This window comes from Fodinibius sp. GM21, assembly GCF_058386955.1.
Genome location: NZ_JBYEIQ010000004.1, coordinates 303141 through 329625, shown reverse-complemented (window position 1 = coordinate 329625; position 26485 = coordinate 303141). Strand labels below are relative to the sequence as shown.

Here is a 26485-nt window from a genome sequence, read left to right as displayed (position 1 = left end):
ACCTACACTGTTTTAGAGAACGAGCTGGCAGATTTTTTTCTATTCAAATATCTATCAAAACACATTGCTACATTACGTAGAAAAAGTCGACCGCGCTCGGTTATTGTAATTTTATTGTTTGATACTTCAACAAATCCATCAGCCTGTAACTCGGACAAACGTTCAAGACTGCCACTAAAATAGTCCTCAAAAACTATGCCCCATTTATCCTCAATCTCATCAAATGAGAGCCCCATCTTACACATAATTTGCATTATTACATGATGTCGCAGCCTATCATCTTTGCAAAGTTGCAATACTTTGGCCACCGGAACCTCACTTTTATCTAACATCTTATAATATTCACCTAGTTCCTTGGTATTCTGCCAATAATAGTTGCCCACATTTGAAATTCCTGACATGCCAAAAGCATACAGGTCTGCACCGGCCAATGTACTGTATCCCTGAAAGTTGCGTTGCAAAGTACCGTTATCCATAGCTTGAGAAAGTTCTTCATCTTCGCGCGAAAAGTGATCCATCCCGATAAAGCGATAGCCGTTATCGGTCAGGTAAGAAATGCTTAGCTGCAGCATGGCCAATTTTTGATCGGTCGATGGCATATCTTCCTCGTTGAGTAATTTCTGAGCCGGCATCATGCTGGGAATATGCGCATAGCTGTACACCGCCAGGCGATCGGGCTGTAGGCTTAGCACGTCATCCATCGTTTGGCGGAACGTTTCAAGTGATTGCAGTGGCAATCCATAAATGAGATCAAAGTTAATGGAATTAATTCCGGATTTGTGAAGCCACTCCGTAACCTGCCGGGTTTGCTTAAACGGCTGGATACGATGGATCGCTTTCTGGACGTCCTCATTGGTATCCTGCACGCCCAGCGATGCTCGATTGCAACCAATATCAGCCAGCGTTTGAATATGCTCTTTGGTACATTTCCGGGGATCTATTTCTACCCCAAACTCAGTTTCGTTGGTTACGTTAAATCGGTTATGAATGGCTTTTCCCAGTCGCTGTAGCTGATCGGGCTTCAAGAATGTGGGGGTACCTCCGCCAAAATGGATTTGCACAACTTCTGAGTCGGAATGCAGTAGTTCAGCCAGCTGATCCATCTCTTTCTCCAGGTAATCAAGATAGAGGTCGCCGCGATCCTGGTCTTTGGTGATTACCTTGGTACAGCCACAGTACCAGCAAAGCGAGAAACAAAATGGAATATGGAAATAAAGGGATACGGGATGCGGCTCTGCATTGCGCTCAACCAAATATTGATGTAAAGAAGCTATATCATCTTCATCGGCCTCCTGGAACTGCACGGCCGTGGGATAGGAGGTATAGCGCGGACCCTGAACATTGTATTTCTTGATTAAATCGAGGCTTATATTTGAAATAACATTTTTGTCATCCCCCTTATTCCCCCTTTGAAGGGGGACGTCCGAACCATTTTCTTTATCCATAATGCTGCCTTTTTATTTCAAAACACAATTTCTGCACAGCTGTATTATATCTGTGATAATCTGCGGCTAATCCTAAAAATCTTTCTTTTCGAACTGTCGCTGGCTTCTCCACAGCGGAATGCCCAACCAGAGCATTAGGCAACTCAACGCTACGCTTATCCCCATCATACTGCCAAAAAACCGATTGAATACCGCCCCGGTATATCCCATCAGGGCCGAAATATCAAATTCAAGGAGTACGGTGATTCGGGCCAGATCGATGGGGTTTGCCAGCGCAAGAGCCAGCATTGGCTTCTCAATGGGGTAATCCCCAAAAGCAAAGACTGCGAGCAATACCAGTCCATCGTAGAGCACCGCCAAAAAGAGCCAGCTTACCAATGCGAAACCGAGTCCCTTTACCCGATCCTCAAAAAACTTCAGCCCAAACCAGAATCCGAGCCCGGTAAACAGCAGGGTTAATGCTATGCCAAGCAGCAGTATTAACAAGATGGATTGCGTGCTGGCAGTAACGATCATGCCGGTATAAATCATTGGAATAACCGTTCCCAACGCAAAAGCAATGGCAAGCGGAGCTGCTAATCCACCAAATAATCCCCAAAACAGGGATGGCCGGTCGATCGGCTGAGCCAGCAGCAATTCGGTAAATTCACGCGACTGATACAGGTACAGCGCGCCGTAAATCATCCCGACAAGGGGAATCAACAGTAGCATAATATTCGAGATGCTGAGCATTGCCTTGGGGCCGGCATTGCCGAATCGAATCATGGCATCTGCAATTAGCAGGTAGATTAAACCGTACCCGACAATCCATTTACCGCGAAGCAGATCTTTCCACTGATATTTTAAAATTGTTAGTGCTTTCATGCTGCTGTTTCCTCCATCATTTTTGCTACGGCGCCTTCAAGCCGCTGTTCTTGTTGCCGTTCCATGAGCTCGCGCATCGGGCCGTCATATCGAATATTTCCTTCTACCATAAAGATCAGATGATCGGTCAGTTCTTCAATCTCACTCATAATATGTGAGGTAAGCAACACCGTTTTGCCCTTTTCCTTCTCCTCGTGTACCAGCTTCTTAAACTGTACGCTTGACTTGGGATCCAGGCCGGCCGTAGGCTCATCAAAAATCAAAATCTCCGGATCAAACATCATGGCCAAAATTGCGCCTACTTTTTGACGCATGCCGCCGGAAAGTGCTCGCATTCGCTTGTCAATTTCATTATCCAGCTCAAAATATTCGAGCAGCTCTTTGTCACGGTCTGTATCGCTGTCCCGCATATTTTTAATAAACTGGAAGAGTTCTCCGATCGTCATGTTTTCGGGGTATCGCGCAACCTGCGGCATATAGCCGATTTTATTGCGATACTCCCACTGCCCTTCAATGGATTTTCCATCAACTGTAATATCTCCGGACGTAGGTTTTACAAGTCCCAGTAATGCTTTAATCGTTGTTGTTTTTCCCGATCCATTCGGACCAACGATGCCGGTAGCCTGTCCGGCCGGAATCTTTAAATCCAGCTCGTTTAAAACCGTACGGGCACCAAAATCTTTTCGTAGTTTTTGTATAGAAATCATAGCACAGGTTCCATTTGCGGTTTAGAATCAATAAGCGTCTCTGGCGTGAGTGCCGGCATAAATTTTTCGGCGGCATCCAGTATATCGATAAGCAGACTTCGGAGAAGCAGCAGCGCCTGCGGTTGTTTTTCGACCAAAATCGAAAACAGGCGCACCGGACGATGCGGTACATCCCCTACTCCGTCGCGATCCAGATCATAACCCTCATATTGACTCCAGTAATTTTCATCAAAATTATTACTGTAGTTCATTTTGCTGTTTGTGGATACTTCAAAAGAGTTGGCTACAAAATTATTTTCACGAAATGTATTGTCGGTTGAATTCGCCATCAATTTTACCGCCCAGCCATTTTGATTAAATTGATTGCCTTCAATTTGGTTTCGGCTGGATGCCTCCATATAAAGTCCAACAGAATTATCTGCAAACGTATTTCCAATTACGGTACTTCTGTTGATTTCTTTCAACAGCATCCCGTAGGCCGAGGAGCCCCAGTTATCAGCAAAATGATTATTCACAATTTCTACATTCGACGTGTACATCACGGCAACCCCACCACCATTATCGCGAAAGGTATTGCGCTCGTAACGGCAATTATCCGAATACATAAAGTGGATGCCGTAACGGATATTATTCTCGCTTTCATTTCCGGCTATAAAGGCCCCCTCCACAAACTCGAAATAAAGTCCATCACGGTGACCACTCACATAATTATTCGTGACTTCTACATCTTTTGTATACCAGAGGTGAATACCATTTCCAGAGTTTGTTTCGCGCTGACGTGAGGCTGTAATGTGATTCCCTTTTACAATGGAACCTTCCGACTTCGCAAGGTAGATCCCAAAAAAGTTATTCACCAACTTTACATTTTCGATGCGAATATGATGCGCCCCTTCAACCACAATGCCGGCATAATCATCCATAAATCCGGCCTTGCTGTTATGCACCTCAATATCTTTTATGACCGCGCTGTCCGCCTCCACGACTACTACAAAGCCCTGTTCATCACCGTCGATGATGGCGTTATCTTCACCCAGTAGAGTAATCCTTTTATTTACGCGGATATCGTACTCAATATAGCGCCCTTCTTTAACCAACACCGTGTCACCCGGCTGAGCAGTATCAATACCCGCCTGTACAGATGTAATGTCACCGTCTTTAGACACGGTAACCTGCGTTGCAGCAGCTTGATGAGCCAAAAGCAATAGCATCAGTCCAGCCAATAATGCCGTTATTAATTTACATGATCTCATAGCCTCAATCCTTTATCCTTTTATTCGAAATTTTCAAACCCAACATGCAGCCATACTGCTACATTTCTGTTTGGGATACCTCTGCCCATTTCAACAATTTGCCCGGGCGTTCACTTACGTGCTCTTCTGCTTCTTGCTTAGATGGAAAAGCCAACAGCGATTCCCCCATGGGACTGTTAACCACTTCACTCTTTACAAACTGTGCTTCTTTGGCATTCATCCAATTGCCGGGCTTATCATAGTTACTTACATACAGCATTGCTCCCTCCAGTTCATCTTCATTCATCCGATGATAAACAGCCATACACTCTATAGCGTCAAATTTGTAGGCTTTTCCTTTATCAGTAACAATCTGTGAAGCAAACTGATTGTCGGTGATCATCATCTTACAATGAGCACACTCATCACTACCGTAATGAATCTCAGCCGGCTCCTGACTACAAGCCGTTGCCGATAATAACAATCCTATAACAACAATAACTTTTACTACTTTAGTTAAGTACATCATTTTCGACCTCTTTTTTATCAATCCTTTTTGCCTTTCCACCATAGCGTACCTGCAATACTCATTGACAACAGGGAAATATAAAATCCAATGTGCGGCAATGAGGTGGCATTGATATTTAGCAACTGTTTACTTCCTAGCAGGGGCGGCTGATACGTCATACCCGGAACTTTAATCGGAGCATTGGGGTCCAAGTTGTGGCCGTAGTCATATCCCCAGATATAAAAGTCCACCAGCCCTGCAATAGCGAACAGCACAAACAAGCCTAGCCAAAATAAAATCCATTTATGATTACCTACTCCCGCAATTACCAGTCCACTGATAATCAGAAAACCGAATATATACGGCATAATTTTTAGCTCTGGTATTGAATTGGGATTAATTTCTTTCATCCCGATATAGTGATTCAATCCGTTAATATTTTGCAGGTCGTTTTTCTGTTTGCCCTCGATATTATCCACACTAATATTCATGCCAATACCTTCGGGATACTGCGGAGCTTCCATACTGATGCTCCAAATCGGTGTAAAGTAAACTCCAATCAACAACAGTGCGGCAATCGCCATAAGAACCCTTTCTCGCGTATCCATAATATTAGTAACCTAAATTAAAACGTTGTTTTGTTGTAATAAGAAGCAGGGAGGCTTCACCCTCCCTACCTCAAGGATTGAGGTCATTTACTGACCTGTGCTATAAGAGATCGGTGTATCTGAATTTTCTGGAGATACCCGTACATAACCCTGCATCTCCTGGTGCAGAGCTGAACAGAAATCGGTGCAATAGAATGGGAACACGCCTACTTTTTTAGGCTGCCATTTCAATGTCAACGTTTCGCCCGGCATAATAAGCAGCTCGGCATTATTGGCCCCTTTCATCGCGAAACCGTGCGGTACATCCCAGTCCTGCTCAAGGTTCGTAACGTGGAAGTACACTTCGTCGCCCACTTTAATACCTTCAATGTTATCCGGTGCAAAGTGGCTTCGGATGGTCGTCATATACACATGCACTTCGTTGCCGTTACGCTCTACGCGCGTTTCTTTCTCACTTTTAGCTGCACGGGGGTGATTATTCTCATCGATTTCGTAGAATCGTTTCTGACGCTTCTTCACCTTGTCAGCTGTAATACCCTGGGCGTAGTGCGGCTCACCTTCGGTTGGGAAGTCGAGCAACAACTGCATCTTATCACCGGAAATATCAATCAGCTGTGCCGAGTGGAACATTTCTGGTCCTGTTGGCAGGTAGCGATCCTTGGTAATCTTATTCAATGCCACTAAATATTTACCATCGGGATTCCGACTGTCACCGCCGGGAATCATCAAGTGACCGGGAGAGTAGTATACATCGATACGGTCAACAACTTCTGTTTTTTCGATATCCCACTTAACAATTTCTGATGAGATAAAGGCCGTTGTATACGCATATCCTTTGCCATCAAACTCCGTGTGAAGGGGTCCCAAGCCTGGGTTCTCAACCTCACCGTGCAGAATGGAATCGTAATTTAATACCGGGATCCCCTGCTCTTCGCCTTCGAAGTCTTCATTCTCGATAGCAGTCATCATTTTGTCAAATGAATGTACCGGAATCACCGTTGATAGCTTACCACCGGCCGCTATATATTGTCCCGTAGGATCAACATCAACACCGTGTGGCGATTTGGGCGTAGGCAAGAAATATACAATACCTTCCAGCTTACGCGGATCAAGTACCCGCACTTCTTCAATCACTTCACTTTTGGCAACACCGCCTTCTTCATGATCGATGTAGTTGCGATAGTGCTTGCCGGGAATCATTTTGCCCTTGCCTTCCTTGGCATATTCAGCGGCCTTCTTCCAGTTGATAGCTGCTATATAGTCCTTGTCATTCCTTGAAGCATTGATTTCCAACATCGTATTCGCTTCTTCACTGTTGTAAGAAGTAAAGAACGACCAACCGTCAGACGGACCTTTTCCTGCATGGGAAAGATCATAGTTGAAGCCCGGCATCATAATTTGGAAATCGATATTCATCTTTCCTTCGTCAGACACCTTGATAAAAGAGATGGTTCCTTTAAAGTTCTCTTTATAGCTGTCAATACTCACATCCATGTTCTGCAGATCATCCTCGTTCATAGGTATACTGAACCGTGTAGCGGCAGATACATACTCCGTATTTGGTGTTACAAACGAAGAAGCGTGGTTACCGGCAGAATTAGGAATCTCAATAATCTCTTGGGTCTTAAACTCATCCAGACCTATACGAGCAATACGCGGAGTATTATTCTCATTGATAAATACCCAGCGGCCATCCGTCTCTCCATCTGTTTGAGAAAGTTCCGGGTGGTGTGCATCGCCCCACGGTACAAATCCGTCGGTCGTTTGCAGCATGGCTTTTGTTTCTTCAGAATATCCATACCCATTTACTGCAGCCTGTGAAAAGACCGGAATGGTAAAGATATGTCGACCAGATGGCAGTCCGTAAACGCCAAGCTGACCATTGTATCCACCGGAAAAGAAGCCGTAAAATTCGTCATGCTCTCCAGGTGCTACATAAACCTTTTCAGCAGCATCAGAAGAGGAACCAAACTCCCCGTTCGAGCTACATCCCATAGAAATAAATCCCATAGCTATGATTGCGGCAAGCGACCATAGCAAAGATTTTTTTAACAGTGTATTCATAGTATTATGCCTTTGATTGTTATGTATTTGAGGTTATTTATTGTGATTCTTGTGCCAAATATTCTACAACGGCTCTTGCCTTTTCTCTTGTTAATTGCTGATTCGTCATCCTCGTCGGATATTCCGTGACTAATGACTTTGCAACAGGATGTTTCTTTAACATTTCATCCGGATTTAAAATCATATTCATTACATAGGTAGGACTACGCGCATTCATAATTCCTCCCAACGGAGGCCCTACATAGCGCTTATCCAACTTGTGACAAGCACCGCACTTCATATCAAAAACGCGCATGCCTTCTTTGGCCAGTTCGGGATCGATTTCATCGATAGTAATTTCTTCTTTCACCGGACCGATGCCGTGCGTCATTTCAAATTCCGTAAGCTCCTGCTTTTCTTCCTGTGAACTGGCGTCACTTTTTTCTTCATTTGAGCTTTGACCACATCCCATAAGCAGAGCAGCCGTTAATACTATCAATCCAGTAAGTTTTGATATCTGACTATTCATCATTTTATAGTTTTAAGAGTATTTTGTCTTTTATTATAAATTAAGCAACTATTGTACCAAATTGCGCTTTACTATGCTTTTCTTAGTTTCTTCCATTTAATCAATCTGGAGGCATTTTCTAACATCGCAAATAACTCATATATGAGTTCTTGATGCTATCTTTTTGCATCACTGCAAAAGATTCAGCACTCCGACTTGCGTTTATGCAATACATAGTGATCAGCTCCAAATAAATTTCCCATCAGGGGTAATCCTCAAATCCTTTGCTTTTCCTTCCTTCGACATATCCTGCAAACTGGTGGAAGTAAATACATCATTAATTTCTTCTCGCGTGCCCTCCCATACATCATGCATCGGGCAAGGTTTCTCACTTCCACATCCAGGTAATCCCAACACACACTCGGTAAAAATAGCCGGTCCGTCTATGGCCTCAACAACTTCTTTTAGCATAATTTCCTCACCAGATTTTGACAGTCTTACTCCACCCTTTGGTCCCTTCATCGACTCCATAAGTTCGGCGGCCGTCAATTCCTGCAAAATCTTTGTCAAAAAATGAAACGAGATATCCAGCTTTTCACTTAATGCTTTAATTGACACATAACCTTCTCTTGATATCGATGCAAGATAGATCATTGCCCGAAGGCCGTAAACACATGATTTGGAGAAGATCATTTCATTTTAAGTTTTAAGACAATTTTATCTTAAATATAAATGGCTTATAAATAACCTTCAACTTTTTTTACGATTAAATATTGACATGAAAGCGAACACCAAGAAACCGCCAGCGAGGACCTACTCCCTATATCGTTGTATATACCATCTTATCGTCTCTCGCAAACGCTGCTCAAAAGACTCCTTGCTGTCCCATCCCAGCTCTTCTTTAATTTTAGAAGCGTCTATAGCATAACGAAAGTCATGCCCGGGACGATCTTTCACAAACGTAATAAGATCTTTGAAATCCGAGCTCGGTGCATCACCGACCTCCTCATTTAAGATATTGCAGATTTTCTTAACCAGGTCAATATTCTTCCATTCATTATTGCCGCCAATAATATAGGTCTCTCCCGATCTTCCTTCATTAAAAACCAGGTCCAAGGCACGGCAATGTTCCCGGACAAAAAGCCAATCTCGCACATTTTCTCCTTTTCCATAAACAGGAATATCATTGTGGTTCAGGGCCGTACGAATAACCGTGGGAATTAGTTTTTCATCGTGCTGATGCGGGCCAAAATTATTAGAGCAATTGGTGGTAACCACATTCATCCCGTAGGTATGAAAGTAGGATCGGATAATGAAATCGCTACCCGCCTTTGATGCCGAATACGGTGAATTGGGGGCATATGGTGAATCTTCTGAAAAAGCGCCCTGTTCTCCGAGCTCTCCGTAAACTTCATCAGTAGAAACGTGTAAAAATCGGTTATTTTGCCAACGCCCCTCCTCTTCTTTCCAAAACTGTCGGCACTCCTCAATAAGATTAAACGTCCCCACCACATTTGACTGAATAAACGGCTCGGGTCCCTTGATAGAGTTGTCTACATGAGATTCTGCAGCAAGGTGAAACACGCCTTCGGGCTTGTAACTTCGAATAATATCCCGCACAGCATCACGGTCTACAATATCCAGCTTTTTAAAAGTATAACGGTTAGAATTTTTAATCCCAGTTAAATAGGATAGATCTGACGCATAGCCAAGTTTATCAATATTAAGCAACTCATAATTTGGATACTTTTCGTGCAAATATAGTAGCAAATTAGATCCGATGAATCCCGCCCCGCCTGTGACTAATATTCTCATTAGAACCTTTAGTTATAATTTAAACTCTTCGTTGTTTTAATCTCGTCCTGTGAAATACGATTTGAGCCGCTTCTTTACAAACATCTTTCCATAGTGGGTTTTCAGATATTTTTCACGTCTTATAGCATCATCCTGATTCCTGCAGCCTTCAAAATAGATAAGTTTTAATGGCCTTCGATGCTTGGTTGATTGTACCTTTCCAGCCTGATGTCGCTCAAATCGTGATTGCAGATCTTCGGTATACCCGGTATACCAATTACCGTCTTTCTGACTTTTCAAAACATATACATAGTAAAACGTACTCATATATCCCCTGCAATCATTTCACGGGATGAATCCCGCCCCGCCTGTGACTAATATTCTCATTAGAACCTTTAGTTATAATTTAAACTCTTCGTTGTTTTAATCTTGTCCTGTGAAATACAATTTAAGCCTCTTTTTTACAAACATTTTCCCATGAAGGATCCATAACATAGGTCGTATTCCACTAAAGTTGTATTTTTGTTGCAGATAGCCTTACTTAGGAATATTTATTATTTCAAATCGGAATATCGGGATCCGCTTAACCTAATACTATTATTATGCAGACGACTACAACCAACGCTTTCCGTAAGGCTAAGATATGGTTTGCCAACAAGTTTTTATTCACCTTCACTTTCATTTTAACATTCCTGCTTCTGATGGTATTTGCTCCCTATCAGAGTACTGCTCAGCAAAGTCCTGCCTACTATCCGTTTTCAATGGATCTAAACCTGGGCAATGGACTCATTGGAAATCCCAGTGTCAACTCTGCCATTCAGCCTGAGATTGGATTCAATTATATGCCAGGTAAACTGGGGGCAGGGTTGAATGCAGGTTTTATGTCCTACGATTCTTCCTTTAATCCAGACCAGTATACTGCAGGATTTGAAGACTTTACCTCCATTGCCAGAAATGGAGAAAAGTGGACCTCCTTCTATATCGGAATAGGCCCACGATTTGAGTTTGGCAGAGACGGCCGCTTACCGGTAACCTTTCGCAGCAGCCTTGACCTTGCTCTCACCTATAATTCACCACCTGAATCATCTGTCAATTTTAATGATCCGGCCGGCAGCTCCGGGGATAGTCAGTTGCAGCTTTCCGGTTTTAATCCGGGAGATAGCTATAGCAAGTGGTCGGCGGCTCTTCGTCCCGAGTTTCAGATACAGTTTAGTCCCGGCGGAAATGACCGCTTTGCCATCAATGTGACAACCGGCATTCAGCATCGCCTGACTAAGAATGAATTCACCTATGCCCAGAAAGACCTCAGCAAAATACGGAAGATGGACAATCCCCAAGAGATGTTTTTCCAATTTGATAATGCCCCGGAAATCCAGCGAAGCGCTGCTCCCCCACAGACAAACTTCTTTACTTCAGTGGGTATTAAAATTAAATTCGGTAAATCTAGACAGGTACATAAGGAAGGGGTGATCCATAGAGATATTGCAAGCCGTGCGGCACCGGATGGTTCAGAAGCAGGCGATTGTGACGATAGCGATGACAGTAGGTGTGTAAAACCTGGAGAAACGACTTCCAATGATGCGGATTCGGATGGCGACGGTATCGATGATGGAACTGAAATGGCTCAGGATTATAATTCTAGCAGATCCAATAGGCCATCTACTCGGGCAGCAGATGGCGGCGGTGACTGTGACGACGGTACCCCCTGCCCACATCCCGGAGAAAAGATTGCTCCGGCCCAAGACTATAACTCAAGCCGTTCCAACAAATCCAGAACGGAAGATGATCGGGAAGGCAACGAAGAAATTATACGGGAGGCAAGCAGGATGGCTCGGCTTGCAAATCCTACCGGAATAATTGTAAAGGTTGGTGGTATGTCAGCTAAAGGAAAAAAAGCCTTAGGTCTGGCTCTTGAAAATGGACATTCTCCCATTTACGAGGGTGATGCTGTCGGTGGAGAAAACGCGCTTGCAAGAACTGAAGCTAACGATAGCAGTGAGGATGATTTCAGTACTGCAGGTGCAAACAGTCCTATTTATGAACTGGCTGATGCCGGTGGAAACGGAGATGGTGATAACAATACTGATCCGCCCCCCTCACAAAGATATAACATGCAACCAAGTTCGTATTGTATGGAAGTGGCAACAATGAAGATGTCCACTGATTCTCAAAAAGCCATGAGAAGTAGCCAGAATGGAGATATGAATAATGATGAGACGGCCATGGCGACCAGTCATAACGCCAGCCGATTGAACCGGTCACAGGGCATCAATGATCAGAGTAGCGATACGGACATTGATGCTGATAGTTCAATAGTTGGAGCCCAGAATCATAATTCATCCCGATCGAACAAGACCAATGCAGTTCGTAATGAAACAGGTGAGAATGACTTTGATTCTACTTCCGTAAATACAGCTATACCGCCAAAAATTCATGGAATTGCGGCAGATGATCCTACCAATCTTATGCCTAGTACTGAACAGAATGGTTTTCCAGAATTTATGGAAACTGCGTCGCTCACTATAACAAAAAGGAAACGACCCGGCAGGGCCAGGTATGGAGACATAACATTGAAAAAATCAATGAACAATGGCGATGATCTGGATGGAGATGGACTCGGAGATGCTGCCGGGCTAAATGTTGAATTAGAAATGGGAGATCCGGATTCTGACGCCGATGGTTTGATGGATGCTTTAGAAGCAGCTTCCTATAGTTTGAGCCTTGAAAATACAGGAGAAAACTTTTCATCAGCCAAATTCCAAAGTAGCGGTGATGACCCATGTGGACCTGGAGTATGGGCACGAACTACGGGTGGAAATGAGAATTGTTCACCAGAAAATCCAGGCCAGGAAAATCATTTAGCCCAGGAAGGCGGTTGGCAGGAATCACCGGTAACCGAAGTTGCTCCGAGAGATAATGTTCACCAGTGGACCTACAAGCTTAGTGCTTTATCAGACGGTGATAATATGCCCGGTAATGGGACACTTACGGTGACAATGACCGGTAGTAAGCTCCACTTTAATGTCCATTTTGATCCTGACTCTAATGAAGGTGGTTATAGTGAATTACTACAGAATAGCTCATTTAGTATTAGCAAACGCAGTGCCCGAACCGGTCGCAACCCGCAATCGAGTCGTAAATGATTATCAAAACAAATAGAACGATAGTGCTGCAGGATAGACTCATTTTATGGTAAGAGCATAATGATTGGTGATCTTCACACCTATAATTATGCTGAGCCAAAAATTCAGAACAGGTCTTCACCTTTAATTTCCTGAAGCCGTGGTTGGTGCTGGTCCTTCTCAGAGATAATGGGGTCAGCAACTTTCCAATCAATGTCGAGAGCAGGATCATCCCACAACAATCCCCGTTCCCCCTCCGGATGGTAATAGTCACTGCATTTATAATATACTAATGCATCATCTGAAAGAACTGAGAACCCATGAGCAAATCCCTTGGGAATAAACATCTGATGTTTATTTTCGGATGAGAGTTCCATTGCTACATGATCTCCAAATGTAGGAGAACCTTCACGCAAATCCACCGCAACATCCAGGATAGCTCCCTGCATAACCATCAACAGCTTATCCTGTTGTCGTTCGATCTGATAGTGCAAGCCACGCACGGTATTTTTTTGGGATTTGGAGAGATTATCCTGCACAAAATGGACATCTATATTTTTCTCCTTGAGATGCTCCTCCCGATAGGTTTCCAGAAAAAAACCTCGTTCATCCCTGTATATCTCCGGCTTCAGCAATAGTACATCCGGAATATTTGTCTCTACAATCTCCATTTATATTCAGTGTAGCTATTAAAATTTGAAAACTAATATAATGATTTGGGGATAGAATTTTACTGCAGATGATCCAACAAATCCTTTAGTCCTTTTTTCCATTCAATAATTTTACTTCCATCCAGGCCTTCAATCTTTTGGGTACTCAGCTTCGAAAAATACGGACGTTTCGCCTTGGTAGAAAAAGCATCTGAGTCAACAGCCTCCAATGAAACATTCATATCCTTTATCTCAAAAATAGCCTTGGCTAAATCATACCAACTAATCAATCCTTTGGATGTAATATGATACGTGCCAATGATATCCTTCCGAAGAAAATTAAGGCCATTGTCAACAACGTTTTCGGCAAAGGTAGGACTTCCCCACTGATCATCAACCACCTGAAGCTCGTCGCGCTCCTGTCCCAGTTTAATCATAGTTTTTATGAAATTAGAACCAAACTGGCCGCATAGCCATGACACGCGCATAATCAAATGATTTTCGGCGGTCTGTCGGATAGCCTCCTCCCCCTCCCACTTGGTTTTGCCGTACCAGTTCACGGGATCAGCGGGATAATCTTCCGAATAGCCCTCCGGAAATTCCCTCTTATTAAGTTTTGTCCCGGGAAAGACATAATCAGTCGAATAGTGAATAAGCTTAAATTCCAGCTGCTGGCTTAGTTCTGCCAGGTACAAAGGCGCCTCCATATTAACCTTGCGGGCCAATTTTTTGTGATCTTCTGCCCCATCTACATCCGTATAAGCAGCACAGTTGATCACCACATCCGGTTTTTGCTCGCGAAACTCGTCAGACACCTCTTGATAATGAGTGATATCCAGATCGCTTGAGGTGTAACAAAACAACTCAATCTCATCCGAGTAGTATCGGTTAATGCCGCGTTGCCACTCTTTGCCTAATTGTCCCGACGCCCCAAGAAGTATTGCTTTCGTCATTATTCAGAATCAACCAGTTTATTCGCACGCTTATAAGATGACGGAGTTCCCGCGTCGGTCCACCACCCTTCCATCACAGAAAACCGCATAGCCTTTTCCTTGATGTAATGATTATTGACATCTGTAATCTCCAGCTCTCCACGATCGGACGGCTCCAGGTCGCGAATAAATTCGAACACCCGGGCATCATACATATACACACCGGTCACTGCCAAGTCACTTTTCGGCTGATCCGGTTTTTCTTCGATTCCAACAATTTTATCACCTTCTACCTCGGCAACACCAAATCGTTCAGGATCATCCACTTCTTTAAGCAAAATTTGTGCTCCCTCTCCGGGATAAGAGTTTATAGCTTTCTGCAGGGAGGTCTCAAAAATGTTATCTCCCAGAATCACAGTCATGGAATCATCGCCCACAAAGTTTTCAGCAAGTCCCAGTGCCTGGGCAATTCCACCGGCCTCATCCTGTACTTTATAGGTAAACCGGCAGCCAAAGTCCTTACCGGAACCCAGCAGGTTTACCACATCTCCCATGTGTTCGGTACCGGTAACAATCAATATTTCCTCAATACCAGCCTCGGTTAATTTCTGTATGGGATAATAAATCATCGGCTTATCACCCACCGGCAACAAGTGCTTATTAGTCACTTTTGTCAATGGAAAAAGCCTCGATCCCGTCCCCCCCGCTAAAATAATTCCTTTCATGAATGGATGATATCTGTGATTAAAGAATATTAGTCAATTATAATGTTACAGTGCCAAAAAGAATTCAATATAGAGGCTTTAATGTGATTTTTCATGCTCGAAATATCGAAAATCTCAAAATACCACATTAAAAGCATCTGTGAACAAATACTATTAATCTGTAACAACCCCCATAGACCCTTTCTCTTGATTATAACTATTACCTATACCCGTAAGTTTAAATAAATACAATATTGGTTAATGAAATTTAATTAGGCCTCAATTGCATTTATTTTAATATTGGTCGTGAAATAAGTAACAAGGGTACAAAACATTTACAGACTCTTATTAGAGGGAACATAACTTTAAAGACGTAAAGCGATGGTAGGATACAGTGAAGTAATACAAACAATGGCGGCGATGGTACTGTTTTCCTTAATTTTGCTGACATCCAACAGGATGATCTTTATGAACAGCCAGAAAGAAATAGAGAGTTCTGCGGAAAAGAAGGCCATTGCCATTGCCCAAACGTACATAGACGAGGCACGTGCCTTGCCTTTTGATGCCAATTCAACCAGTGGGCCGCCCAGTACGGTTCCTGACGGATTCAGTGCCTGTGGCCAAGCCAATGCTACAGATTTCAATGACTTTGACGACTTCCATGGATTGAACGAGACTGTCGATTGGCAAAAAGGGTCTGGAGACGGAGCGTTTGATGTAAGTATTCAGGTTTTATACGTAAGTCCATCTTCCGGCTTCGATATGTCCAACGGACATACGGGAACACCTTATACCGAATTTAAAAAGATGGTTGTAACCGTGACCAGTGATTATCTAACGGATAACAACGGTGATAATATTGAAATTCGTGTTCCGTATTTACGCAGATATTATAAAACCGAATAAATAAGCTCTATGAATTTAGGATTGACCACCAGCTTTATTATAGCAGGAATTTTACTGCTAAGTATTCTGACGATGAATATGAATCTCTCACAAAGCTCCACACAGCTTACTATGCGTCAGATTACTGAAACAAGATCTAATACCATTAATGAGATTCTCGGAAAGGATATACCCAATATGGGATACAAAGAAATGGGTGCTATCTCCTCTCCTATCAAAGATGCTCAAGAAGGCAAAATCCAATTTGAGGGAGATATTGACAATAATGGCTCCGAAGAAACCGTAATTTGGGAGTACAACAGCAGCGATAATACGTTGACGCGTGATGTTGGAGGCACGGAAACAACGTTTAAAAATGTATCCGATTTTCAGATTGAATATTTTGACAATAACAAAAATCCAATTTCACCCAGCTTGATTTCGACATTATTAGGAGGAGCTCAAGCCGAACGGGATAAAATAAGATTTATTGATATCTCATATACTTTACAAAGCAAAGAGAAGGTCGGCGGTTTGGGTTCATCTAATCCAGAATACATTGAAGTAACTTGGCAAAAACAATTTACTCCGTTAAATCTAAGATTTTAGAGGTACTATTATGGGAAGAGCAATGTTAATTATCGTTACAGGAATGTTGGTAGCCCTTGGCTACACCTTTATGGGGATGTCCAACCAGCGGCAGGCGTTAACAAGTCAATCTGTGAGTAAGGCCAACAAGGCATTGGCACAGAATCTGTCGCATACCGGCATCCAATTTGCCCTGAAAGAATTTGATGAAGACAATAGCTGGAGTGGGGGGGAATTTAATCTTGAGAAGGGAACCGTTGAGGTTTCAATCAATCATGATGTCACAAATGAAATTTTAGAAATAACCTCTACTGCAAACCTGGCCGGAGCAAGCAATGACCACACTATTGTTGCTACCTATGATATAAGTAAGAACCAGCAAGTTGTACCTAAATTTCAAGGTGCCTTAAGTAGTGTAAGTGGTAGCGTTTCATTTTCCAATTCTAATCCAAAATCCCACTACAGCGGGAATGATGCGAGTGGAACTTGTGAAGACAAACCGGGCTTGACAGTTCATGATCCCAATCAAGTTGACGATCACAATGGTGATAGTAGAATAGAAGGAAATCCAGATGTTGCACAAAGTTCAGAAATTGAACATGACTATTTACGGAATTTAATAGACCGGCTGGTTCCCCTTGCTTCATCCATTAATCATCAAAGTGATTTTGATAATAGCACCAGTGACAATCCCGGCATTTATACCATTGACAACAAAATAACTATATCCGGGCAGACCAATGGGTATGGAATACTGATTGTACGAAATAATGCACAGTTAGAAATAGACGCCGATGCTACATTGGCTGGTCAATTTGAATTTAATGGTTTGGTTATTTTTGAGAATGAAACAGAATTTAGAGCTGCAGGTAATGCAACGATTAATGGATCTATTATGGCGATGTCGGATTATGGACAAAACCTAGATATAACGGGCAATGGGGAAATGATAGCAAATTATGACTGCCAAGCTCAGGAAAAATATGCAGATGCAGCGGTAAATAAAGCTCTAAACACCACTCTTTACACTCCAATAAGTATGTATGAATAATAACTTTTACTCCTATTTTTAGCTTGTTAGCACCCGATACTATAAATTATTGTTTCTGCACGTCAGTGAGGCAGATCAAAAATACATCACGAGAGATAAAAAAAACTTTAAGAAAATTATGACATTATGGGTCGAGCAATGCTCATTATCATCGCAGGATTAATCGTTGCCCTCGGGTATACTTTTATGGGCATGTCTAATCAGAAAAAAGGTATGACTAAACTTTCTGTAAAAGCTGCCAACAGGGCTACTGTGCAAAACCTTGCTCATACCGGTGTGCAGTTTGCCATAACCAAGTATGATAAAAATGGCACATGGGCAGGAAAAACAAGCAAGCAATTTGACTACGGATCAGTAGAATACTCAGTTCAAGAAATTTCCGACACTCTTCGCATTACCTCGACGGGCAAAATAGCGGGAGCACCTGAAAATCACACGATCATAGCCAGTCATCTCATCCAGGATAATGTAGGCGTGGTTCCCGCTTTTGAAAGTGCCCTTTCGCTTATCACTGATAATTTTACGGTCAGCAAAATGGGAGGTTCCTTCTCAATTAGCGGTAATGCTTCGGCAGTAAGCGGTTGCCCGGATAAACCAGGGGTTGAAGTCATCCGGGATGACCAAAAAGATCAAATTGAAGATGAAACCGGAAAAGGTGGTGGTAAAGGAAAAGGTAAAGGAGGCGGTGGCAACAAAAAAGGAATTTCGGGTTCGCCGGCTATCGAAGTTGACAGTGATTTAGACTATACTGATTACCAAGAAACGGTCGCTCGACTTATTAACAGAGGGACCAAAGTAACCGACAAAACTGAGATAAATCGCTCGGGACCGGCTAGTCCCGGGGTATTTGTTATTGATGATCAAACAAAATTAAACGGAAATGTTACCGGATACGGCATTCTTGTAATTAGGGATGGCGGTCGAATTAACGGGAATTTTGAATTCAACGGCTTAATTGTTTTCGAAGACGAAGATGTTGTACTTGGAAATGGTACTGCTAATCTTAACGGCTCTGTAATGGTTGGTACTACCAGCAGCAGTAAAAATGTTGATCTCAGTATAAATGGTAATTTTGGCATCCAGTACGATTGCAGAATGCATCAATATGCTGATTTAGCTGCACGAAATGCACTGGATAAAACATACAAACCTGTCAGCATCTATAACTAAATACCTTCCACTAAAAGTGGCTTAAGATTCGCTTATCTACCTTAAGATTTACTAATGCAGAGGGAACCTTTCCTCTGCATTTTTTATTTTAAGCTAACTACAAAAGACAGTTAAGTTTTGGCCAACATTTGATAGCAAATTTCGTTGACATAGTGCGAACCAACGGCAATTACCCAACTTAGAATTTTGATGAAAAGAACTATTACAGCGCTACTGCTTATATTAGCAGTAATAGGTTTTACTACTCTCAATGCAACAGCACAAGATCAGGACGGAGCGTCCAGCAGAATTAGCATCAGTGCTTCTGCGCAAGTAGTCGAATCCATAGAAATGGTAACGGTACGAGATATGGATTTTAGCCCTGTACAGCCCAGCCAGCAACGTATTTCCATCAATCCGCTTACGGATACCAACACGGGTAAAATGATTGCCCTGGGTAACGCCGATTCTCAAATTCGGGTTAGCTTTGTACGCGAACGTACGTTAAGACACGCCAGTGGCAACGGCACCCTTACTTTTACTTATGAAATTGCAGGCAATGATGAAGACGATCAGAGTTCGGCTGAAATACTGCAAACCGACAATCGCGATCTGACCCTCAACAGTAATGGAGAGTATTTTTTCTGGATCGGCGGACAGATAAACGTCGAAAATGCCAAGCCGGGAAATTACAACGGCGACTTCACCATTGAGGTTGAATACATTTAATGAACGCTTAGAATAATCATGAGGAAAATTTTACTTTCATTGGCGTTTCTACTCCTCCCCTTTGGAGCCACCCATGCGCAAATGCTCGCATTGAACGTGGAAGCCCCCCCGGGCATAACGGTTACGGTACTATCCGATGGCATTCTCGATTTTGGTACGCTCCTTCAAAATCAAGGGCAGGTATCTGTAAACCTCATGGACCCCGGCACGGAGGTGATCCGCATTGAATCTGCTCGCAATAGAGATTTAGAGGTAACACTATCACCACCGCCTTCTCTTCAGCTGGATGCCAACAATTCGCTACCCTTTACTCTAGGGGCTTCGTATGCCAACACGGGAGATAATGACAAAACTCAGGCCGTGGATTTCCCAGATAGTCATAACGCTGTATATCCGGCATATGATGATCAAAACACCTCTGGTCCACCGCCTTGGGCCTGTAATGACAAAAGAAATAATCCAAATAATAATTGCGACGACACCAACAACAATAATACCGTGCTATCTTATATTTACTTATATGGTAATATTAATGTTGGAAATGATAGAGCAGGTACATATACCGGGACAATTAACCTGAATGTCAGTTATGCAAATTGAGAAATCTATTTCAGCTTTATTTTTCTTACTGCTTTTGGGGATTGTCAGCTGGAATAACTGTACTACTGCACAGACTGTTAATTTTAACTTGGATGTACAGACTGAGTTAAGCGTTGAAGTGCTACAGGATTTGAATTTTGGCACAGTGGTCACCAACAGCGGGACCCATCAAATTGGATTGGGCAACCCGCAAATGGGCGTTTTTAAAATCAGGGCTCTTGCAGCACAAAGCGCAATACTGACCTTACAAAAACCCGACCGCTTAACACCGTCTGGCGGCCAAGATACTACAAATACCATCCCCCTCACGTTAGATGCGGCTTATGCCCCCGAAGCAACCAATTATCAAGATTATTTACCGTTTGCCAATAATGAATTACAAATAACCCTCAGCGGAGAAAATAACGACCAGGTCTGGGAAACGGGCTACGTGTATATCTTTGGTAATATTAACGTCGGCGATATCACTCCCGGCTCCTACTCGGGCACATTGGTTTTGAACGTCGTCTACCAATAGACCATTACAATTTATTAATCTTCTGCCATATCGAAACGCCTTTTAGGATATTTAGTGTTGCAAGCTATCTAGTATGAAACACACTCATAAAAATTTAGAAAAGTTTAGAATCCTTTAATTAAAAGGCTCTAACTAGGAGACCCAAGAGATCATTTTTATCTTGGAAGTGAAGCAAAAAAAGAAATTCAATTTATCTACAAACAATAAAAAAACGGCTTAACACCATGAAACGATTACTCCAACTTACTCTCGCACTGCTAATCACGGCAGGATTAACAACAGTTGCTAATGCACAGCAAACAGAAAGCGATAACATTACAGCTTCTGCTACAATACAATCGTCTGTTACTCTAACTGGTACTCAAAATTTAGACTTTGGCACTGTGCCTTCAGGTAGTGCTACCCCTGTATCATATGATGCTGCCAACGCAGGTATATTTACAGTTCAAGGAAACGAATCAGTTTCATTGAGTTTTTCACTTCCAAATAATCTTGTGAATAATAGTAGTTCTACTACCATGCCAATTAATTTTGGTAGTACTGATGCAGCTTGGAGCGATGATGGAACTAACTATAATGTATTTGACCCAAGTGGAAATGCTGACATTGATCTTTGGGATAGTAATGTTTCTTCTGATGGTAATGTTTCCGTATATATCGGTGGCGAAGTAAATCCTGCTGCGAACCAAGAAGCGGGAACTTATGAAGGTACCATTGTCCTGACAGCTTCTTATAACTAAGGGGTCAGTATAATATTCAAAAAGCCAAGACCTAGTCCGTCTTGGCTTTTTTATTTATAGACAGACCAGAACAGTTCCAACAGCAGTTCCCTATGCTTTTTTGTGCAAATTTCTTAGGTTCCCCCAACCGGTAATCAAAACCAGTCTACCCGAGATGAAAAAACTGTCCTTTATATTTCTGCTTCTTTTTGGGGTGCTTCTTACAGGCGTCAAAGCGCAAATAACCATCGCTCCTACGATGGTTTTTATCGACCAGCAAGAACGCTTTGGGAGTTTCTTGGTGCTAAACGGATCTGATCAGGCTCAAGAGGTCTCAATTGAATTTCCCTTCGGTTATCCTACTACCAATAAGGAGGGAAACGTTGAGATGGTTTACGACGACAGCAGCAGGGCCGATCAATATGGTATCAGTAATTTAGTCAAGGGCTTTCCACAAAATTTTGTGCTGCAACCCGGTCAGCGCCAAACCGTTCGGATGACCGTACGACCTAAAGACTTTTCGGATGGCACCTATTGGACGCGCATTAAAACAACCTCAAGTGCTCAAAATCCTGCGGTTGGGGAAGAAACCGACGATGGTATCACAGCCCAAATCACCTATAAGTTTGAGCAGGTTACGACCCTATTCTATAAACACGGGAATACCAACACCGGAATAAATATCCGGGAATTTACCCAGCACAATTCGGAAGGTCATTTCGAGTTTATTGCCGATGTCAGCAGATCGGGCAACTCTCCTTTTCTCGGGTCTATCATTTTGACCATTTCCGACAGTAACGGTAATACCGTGGTTGAAAAACGTACCTCCACTTCTATCTATTTTAACTACCGACAAGTATTTGAGGTAGCCCAGGATGAGTTGGAAAATGGAGAATATACAGCTGAAATTACATTTGAAACACAGCGCCCCGACGTTCCTTCGGAAAATATCGTTCAAATGGAACCGGTATCCCAATCCATAAGCTTCACCAAAAAGTGAGTAAAGAAGGACGTTTTTTAATTTTATTTCTTCTTCTATTCACTTTAAGTACGCCTGCCCTTTCCATTGATAATTTGAACAGGGCTGCACCGGCACCCGCTTTTCAAGCGCAACGGGGGGAGCAGCAACAGTCGAATCAACAAGAGATATTTCTTTCCTTTACGTACCGTAATTTTTTTGAAAGGGTAATAACCGCCTATTATGAAGATGGTACCTATTATCTGCCGGTTTCAGAAATATTTAACAGTCTCAAAATCTCTCATCAGGTAGATAACGGGAGCTTAACCATCGAAGGTTTTTATCTTGATCCCGATAACAATTTTCGCTTTGACTTTGGCAACTACGAAGTAACGCTGGAAAATAAAGGAACCTTCCGGTATGATGCCTCCCAAATGCTGGTCAAAGAGCTCGATTTCTACGTAAGCCTCGATGTGCTGTCAGAAGTGTTTGATCTCAATTTTACTGTTGACCTGAATAATCTCCTGTTACAGCTCGAAACTCCAAACACCTTGCCCATCGTCGAAGAGTACGAACGGCAACGGCGCAGAGAACGTCAAGAAAAAGCCAGTATTGGACAAAATTATCATCCCCTTGTTTTTGAACGAGATCGAACCCTCTTCGGTGGCGGCTTTTTCGATTATTCACTCACGTCTAATATAAACGAAACCCAGAACTCCTATACCTATAATTTTGATCTTGGAGCGGAAGTAGCCGGCGGTGATCTCGAGGGTTCTGCATTTGGCAGCTATTCTGGAGGTTCATCTAACTTTACCACCAACAATCTTCGGTGGCGATACGTCATGCGGAATAACGATTATCTAAGCCAAATCTATGCCGGGCAAACACGCTCGGATGGTTTAATCAGCCGAAATTTTACAGGCATTCGATTAACAAACGAACCCGTTGAGCCCCGCTACATGTATGATTCGTATGAGGTGGAGGGTACCGCTCCCATTGGCTCAGAAGTTGAGCTTTACTACAACAATGCACTCTATGATTTCACCAGAATAACCGAAGATGAACAATATCGTTTTTTAGTGCCCCTTACCTATGGAACTTCCCGGTTGAAGTTGCGCATCTATGGTCCTGACGGTCGCATCCGAGAACGAGAGGAACGAATACAGATCCCATTTAGCTTTCTGCCTGAAGGTGAAGTCAGCTATCATTTTAATGCCGGTCAACTGGATAATGCCTTTTTTGGGACTACCACAGAAAGTTATATGACCCAGGGCGATATTGCGTACGGAATTTCCAACTGGCTGACCCAACAAGTTGGGGTAGAATACTTTAATGAATATTCCAAGGAATCCCCCGTATTCTTCAGTTCTACTTCTGCGAGGATATTCGACGATTACCTAGTGAATCTCGATATCGCTCCCAATGCATTTTATCGAATATCCGGGAATGTTATTTATCCCTCCTCTGCCAGCTGGGGTGTAAACTATACCAATTATACCGACAATCGGATTTATAATCCCGTTGGTAACGAGCAGGAATTTTCGGCCAATGCATTTTTCCCTATATCCATAGGAGAGGTACCGTTAAATTTTCGATTTCAGGGAAATTACGCTCAGAATTCACCACAGGATAATATGAGCTATTCCATTGACTTGAACTCTCGGATCAATCGTCTGAATCTGAGGTTCAGCTATAGAGATCGTCAGTTTGGTGATTTTTCCTTTAATCCAAGCAACAGCTCTGACCTAAGCGCATCCGCTACCTATCTTATTTCCCGAACACCCAACATACCGCGTTATCTTCAAAATACCTTCATCAGCGGTAGTATCGATTATAGCCCCGGTATTGGAGCGTTCAGAGAAGCCGAAATACAAGCCTCCAAAAGCATATTTGAACACGGCAGAATTCAGGCTTCCTACTCCAGAAATTTTTTAAATGATCTAAATTTCCTTAACGTTGGTCTGACCATCGATTTCAATGCATTTCGTAGTACTACAAATGCCAGGAACATACGAAACCAATATACCTTCTCACAGAATATAAGAGGCTCAATCGGATATGATGATTACAATAACGATCTAACCTTTTCGAACAGGCAGCAGGTAGGACGTTCCGCAACATCCGTTCGCCTTTATGTAGATGCAAACAACTCAGGGAATTATGACGAAGGCGATGACGTCATAAATGAAGAAGCCGTTCGAATAGGACGAGCGGGCGTGATGTCTACGTCATCAGAGGGTATCCTTCGTTTCAGCCAGCTTCAGTCCTACCACAGAATTAATATGGAGATCAATCAATCAGCCATAAAAAACCCTTTGCTGGTCCCAAAATTAGAGCAGTTCTCTATCGTAACAGATCCGAACCAGTATAAACCGATTGATATTCCGTTCTATACTTCCGGCGTGATATCGGGCAAAGTCGTTAACATGAACAAAGGGAATGAAAACCCCCAGTCCGGCCTACGCGTTTATCTGGATTCTAAAGAGGATACCACGTATACAAAAGAAATGCGCACTTTTAGCGACGGCACATTTTATGCCTATGAGATTCCACCCGGTGACTATAATTTGTACATAGATGACAAACAGCTCGAATTTCTTGATGTCAATTCGGACCCCGATACCATGCAGGTTGAAGTTGAGGCCCTGGCCGAGGGTGATTTCGTAGAAGGATTAAATTTTACCCTGTCACCAAAGTCAACAGCCCCCATTACAGCTGATACTACATCTCCAAAAGCAACAGATGATACTACCTATATCTCTGATCAGCAACTGTATTATAAGATCCAGATTGCCAGTTTCGAGACCTTATCCAAAGCTAAAGAAGTTGCCATGCAAGCGGCAAGCAGACTGAACGGATCTTTTAGTGTTGTCCTAAATACAAACACTAACCTGTACGCGATTCGTAGTTTCCCCATGCCTAATCGCAAGCAAGCTCTCAAAAACATATTATCCTATCACGGCAATGCTTTTGAGAGAGCTGCACTCGTTGTTCTTGATAGCCAGGATATTCAACCTGACGATCCCCAATCCGACTTTATTAAGCTGGGAGCATTCTCAACAGAAAAAACTGCCAACCGTTTTGCTGAACAGTCCCAAAAAGATTTGGGAATTCAAACTGCTGTTGGCTTCGATAAAGGTAACAACAAGTATTTGGTTTATGTAGATCAGCGATATTATTCCAAGGCAGAGGTGGAAGCCCAACTTTCTACCATACAAACTAACCCTTCGTACAAGGATGCCTCTTTAGAAAAGATCCAAAACTACTCACTATTTCTTGGTAAGAAAGAAGAACGGGCTATGACGTTCAGTTTCCAAATTCGAATAGCGGATCCGGAGAATGAACTTAATGAAGGAGAACTAAAACCCCTGATTGATCCTGTATCAGGAGCTGAGGTTAAAATATCTTCTGATGGAACCATTCTTATTGAAGGACTTACTTCATGGACGCGGACCAAAGCATTGCAACAAAAGCTTGCGGATATTCCTGAAATAGAGCATCCGATTACCATACTGGTTGAAAAATAGAAGGTCAGAAGAGAAGGAAATTGTACCAATCGGCCCTTTTATGCTTCTTCTATAATAGAGACTATAGATATTCTACAGTTGTTTTCAGCTCCCCGCTGTAAGAACCTCTCTCAGGACTATTTTGGGACTTTAATCCCTCGAAGCGAATGTTATCAGCATTATTAGGCTCAATATCATTAATTGCTGTAATATTAATATTTATTTGATTGCCATTCGAATTAAAGAGTTGAAGCTCATTGGATACATTTATCAAGGTATTATCACTACCCTGCAATCGCATCGCTCCAAGAATAGAATTGCCGTTTTCAGATAAATTAACCTTGTCCGGCTGGCTCATCGCAATACTGGCTCCCTCTACAACTTCAACACTTACCTTCATCGACGCCTGTGCTGACTGTTGCGCAACTGTAGAACTGACTTGTAACCCGATGATTAGAACTGTTGATATAAGTATTTGTTTAATCATAATCGCCTCTACGCATTTTCTCTCTATCCTCAATATATTAGAATTTATTAATATTAAAAATTTCTAATATTAATTAGAGCTTCTTAATATACTAATGCATCCATAGGAGGATATGGAGCCTGTTTTACAAAGATTAGAATTTTAGATATAAACCCATATTTGGAGAAAAATAATCCCAAGAG

26 protein-coding genes are annotated in these 26485 nt (G+C 42.6%); 11 read left to right on the top strand and 15 right to left on the bottom strand.

From position 1 onward, the window contains the following. Positions 1-2: 2 nt before the first annotated feature. The 11 genes from hemN to ACT3IB_RS11710 all read right to left on the bottom strand — a co-directional run bounded on the left by hemN (position 3) and on the right by ACT3IB_RS11710 (position 10033). Positions 3-1445, bottom strand: coding sequence for an oxygen-independent coproporphyrinogen III oxidase (gene hemN, locus ACT3IB_RS11760; protein ID WP_491539214.1), 1443 nt, complete (start codon positions 1443-1445; stop codon positions 3-5). 72 nt (positions 1446-1517) lie between these two features. Beyond that, positions 1518-2309, bottom strand: coding sequence for an ABC transporter permease subunit (locus ACT3IB_RS11755; RefSeq protein WP_491539213.1), 792 nt, complete (start codon positions 2307-2309; stop codon positions 1518-1520). Next, positions 2306-3016: an ABC transporter ATP-binding protein gene (locus ACT3IB_RS11750; protein ID WP_491539212.1), complete on the bottom strand. Its 711-nt coding sequence runs from the start codon at positions 3014-3016 to the stop codon at positions 2306-2308. Before ACT3IB_RS11750 ends, ACT3IB_RS11755 begins: the two co-directional genes overlap by 4 nt. Then, positions 3013-4266 (bottom strand): nitrous oxide reductase family maturation protein NosD, encoded by a 1254-nt coding sequence (nosD, locus tag ACT3IB_RS11745; protein ID WP_491539211.1) that lies wholly within the window; start codon positions 4264-4266, stop codon positions 3013-3015. The genes ACT3IB_RS11750 and nosD overlap by 4 nt, the downstream gene beginning before the upstream one ends. 58 nt (positions 4267-4324) lie before the next feature. Next, a complete protein-coding gene (locus ACT3IB_RS11740; RefSeq protein WP_491539210.1) occupies positions 4325-4774 on the bottom strand; it encodes a nitrous oxide reductase accessory protein NosL in 450 nt (149 codons plus the stop codon). Positions 4775-4791: 17 nt separating this feature from the next. Beyond that, positions 4792-5361: a hypothetical protein gene (locus tag ACT3IB_RS11735; protein ID WP_491539209.1), complete on the bottom strand. Its 570-nt coding sequence runs from the start codon at positions 5359-5361 to the stop codon at positions 4792-4794. Between the two features lie 87 nt (positions 5362-5448). After that, on the bottom strand, positions 5449-7425 hold the full coding sequence (gene nosZ / locus ACT3IB_RS11730; protein ID WP_491539208.1) for a Sec-dependent nitrous-oxide reductase: 1977 nt from the start codon (positions 7423-7425) through the stop codon (positions 5449-5451). Positions 7426-7462: 37 nt separating this feature from the next. After that, on the bottom strand, positions 7463-7936 hold the full coding sequence (locus ACT3IB_RS11725) for a c-type cytochrome (RefSeq protein WP_491539207.1): 474 nt from the start codon (positions 7934-7936) through the stop codon (positions 7463-7465). A gap of 216 nt (positions 7937-8152) precedes the next feature. Further along, positions 8153-8605, bottom strand: a complete 453-nt coding sequence (locus ACT3IB_RS11720; RefSeq protein WP_491539206.1) for an RrF2 family transcriptional regulator — start codon at positions 8603-8605, stop codon at positions 8153-8155. 120 nt (positions 8606-8725) lie between these two features. Further along, on the bottom strand, positions 8726-9727 hold the full coding sequence (gene rfbB, locus ACT3IB_RS11715) for a dTDP-glucose 4,6-dehydratase (protein WP_491539205.1): 1002 nt from the start codon (positions 9725-9727) through the stop codon (positions 8726-8728). Between the two features lie 36 nt (positions 9728-9763). Then, positions 9764-10033 (bottom strand): GIY-YIG nuclease family protein, encoded by a 270-nt coding sequence (locus ACT3IB_RS11710; protein WP_491539204.1) that lies wholly within the window; start codon positions 10031-10033, stop codon positions 9764-9766. 275 nt (positions 10034-10308) lie between these two features. On the opposite strand from ACT3IB_RS11710, the gene ACT3IB_RS11705 reads away from it, so the two are divergent. Further along, the gene (locus tag ACT3IB_RS11705; protein ID WP_491539203.1) at positions 10309-12849 is read left to right on the top strand and encodes a hypothetical protein; all 2541 of its coding nucleotides are present in this window, start codon (positions 10309-10311) and stop codon (positions 12847-12849) included. 104 nt (positions 12850-12953) lie between these two features. Here the strand turns inward: ACT3IB_RS11705 and rfbC are convergent, their stop codons facing one another. From rfbC to ACT3IB_RS11690, 3 genes are read right to left on the bottom strand one after another with little or no spacing between them, the layout of a single operon-like run. Further along, complete coding sequence (gene rfbC / locus ACT3IB_RS11700) at positions 12954-13499, bottom strand: dTDP-4-dehydrorhamnose 3,5-epimerase (protein WP_491539202.1); 546 nt, start codon at positions 13497-13499, stop codon at positions 12954-12956. 59 nt (positions 13500-13558) lie between these two features. Then, on the bottom strand, positions 13559-14431 hold the full coding sequence (gene rfbD, locus ACT3IB_RS11695) for a dTDP-4-dehydrorhamnose reductase (RefSeq protein WP_491539201.1): 873 nt from the start codon (positions 14429-14431) through the stop codon (positions 13559-13561). Further along, complete coding sequence (locus ACT3IB_RS11690) at positions 14431-15135, bottom strand: sugar phosphate nucleotidyltransferase (RefSeq protein ID WP_491539200.1); 705 nt, start codon at positions 15133-15135, stop codon at positions 14431-14433. The genes rfbD and ACT3IB_RS11690 overlap by 1 nt, the downstream gene beginning before the upstream one ends. Positions 15136-15582: 447 nt before the next feature. On the opposite strand from ACT3IB_RS11690, the gene ACT3IB_RS11685 reads away from it, so the two are divergent. From ACT3IB_RS11685 to ACT3IB_RS11640, 10 genes are all read left to right on the top strand, one after another. Further along, positions 15583-16020: a hypothetical protein gene (locus tag ACT3IB_RS11685; protein ID WP_491539199.1), complete on the top strand. Its 438-nt coding sequence runs from the start codon at positions 15583-15585 to the stop codon at positions 16018-16020. Between the two features lie 9 nt (positions 16021-16029). Continuing rightward, the gene (locus tag ACT3IB_RS11680; RefSeq protein WP_491539198.1) at positions 16030-16608 is read left to right on the top strand and encodes a hypothetical protein; all 579 of its coding nucleotides are present in this window, start codon (positions 16030-16032) and stop codon (positions 16606-16608) included. Positions 16609-16618: 10 nt separating this feature from the next. Then, positions 16619-17638 (top strand): hypothetical protein, encoded by a 1020-nt coding sequence (locus ACT3IB_RS11675; RefSeq protein ID WP_491539197.1) that lies wholly within the window; start codon positions 16619-16621, stop codon positions 17636-17638. A 126-nt stretch (positions 17639-17764) separates the two neighbouring features. Then, on the top strand, positions 17765-18808 hold the full coding sequence (locus ACT3IB_RS11670) for a hypothetical protein (protein ID WP_491539196.1): 1044 nt from the start codon (positions 17765-17767) through the stop codon (positions 18806-18808). A 189-nt stretch (positions 18809-18997) separates the two neighbouring features. Next, positions 18998-19516: a DUF4402 domain-containing protein gene (locus ACT3IB_RS11665; RefSeq protein WP_491539195.1), complete on the top strand. Its 519-nt coding sequence runs from the start codon at positions 18998-19000 to the stop codon at positions 19514-19516. 18 nt (positions 19517-19534) lie between these two features. Then, positions 19535-20116: a hypothetical protein gene (locus ACT3IB_RS11660; RefSeq protein ID WP_491539194.1), complete on the top strand. Its 582-nt coding sequence runs from the start codon at positions 19535-19537 to the stop codon at positions 20114-20116. Further along, the gene (locus tag ACT3IB_RS11655) at positions 20106-20633 is read left to right on the top strand and encodes a hypothetical protein (RefSeq protein WP_491539193.1); all 528 of its coding nucleotides are present in this window, start codon (positions 20106-20108) and stop codon (positions 20631-20633) included. The genes ACT3IB_RS11660 and ACT3IB_RS11655 overlap by 11 nt, the downstream gene beginning before the upstream one ends. 224 nt (positions 20634-20857) lie before the next feature. Then, the gene (locus ACT3IB_RS11650; RefSeq protein ID WP_491539192.1) at positions 20858-21373 is read left to right on the top strand and encodes a DUF4402 domain-containing protein; all 516 of its coding nucleotides are present in this window, start codon (positions 20858-20860) and stop codon (positions 21371-21373) included. 154 nt (positions 21374-21527) lie between these two features. After that, complete coding sequence (locus ACT3IB_RS11645; protein WP_491539191.1) at positions 21528-22352, top strand: fimbrial biogenesis chaperone; 825 nt, start codon at positions 21528-21530, stop codon at positions 22350-22352. Beyond that, a complete protein-coding gene (locus tag ACT3IB_RS11640; protein ID WP_491539190.1) occupies positions 22349-25837 on the top strand; it encodes an SPOR domain-containing protein in 3489 nt (1162 codons plus the stop codon). The genes ACT3IB_RS11645 and ACT3IB_RS11640 overlap by 4 nt, the downstream gene beginning before the upstream one ends. 61 nt (positions 25838-25898) lie before the next feature. Here ACT3IB_RS11640 and ACT3IB_RS11635 read toward each other — a convergent pair whose 3' ends face one another. After that, the gene (locus ACT3IB_RS11635; protein ID WP_491539189.1) at positions 25899-26303 is read right to left on the bottom strand and encodes a hypothetical protein; all 405 of its coding nucleotides are present in this window, start codon (positions 26301-26303) and stop codon (positions 25899-25901) included. Positions 26304-26485 lie beyond the last annotated feature (182 nt).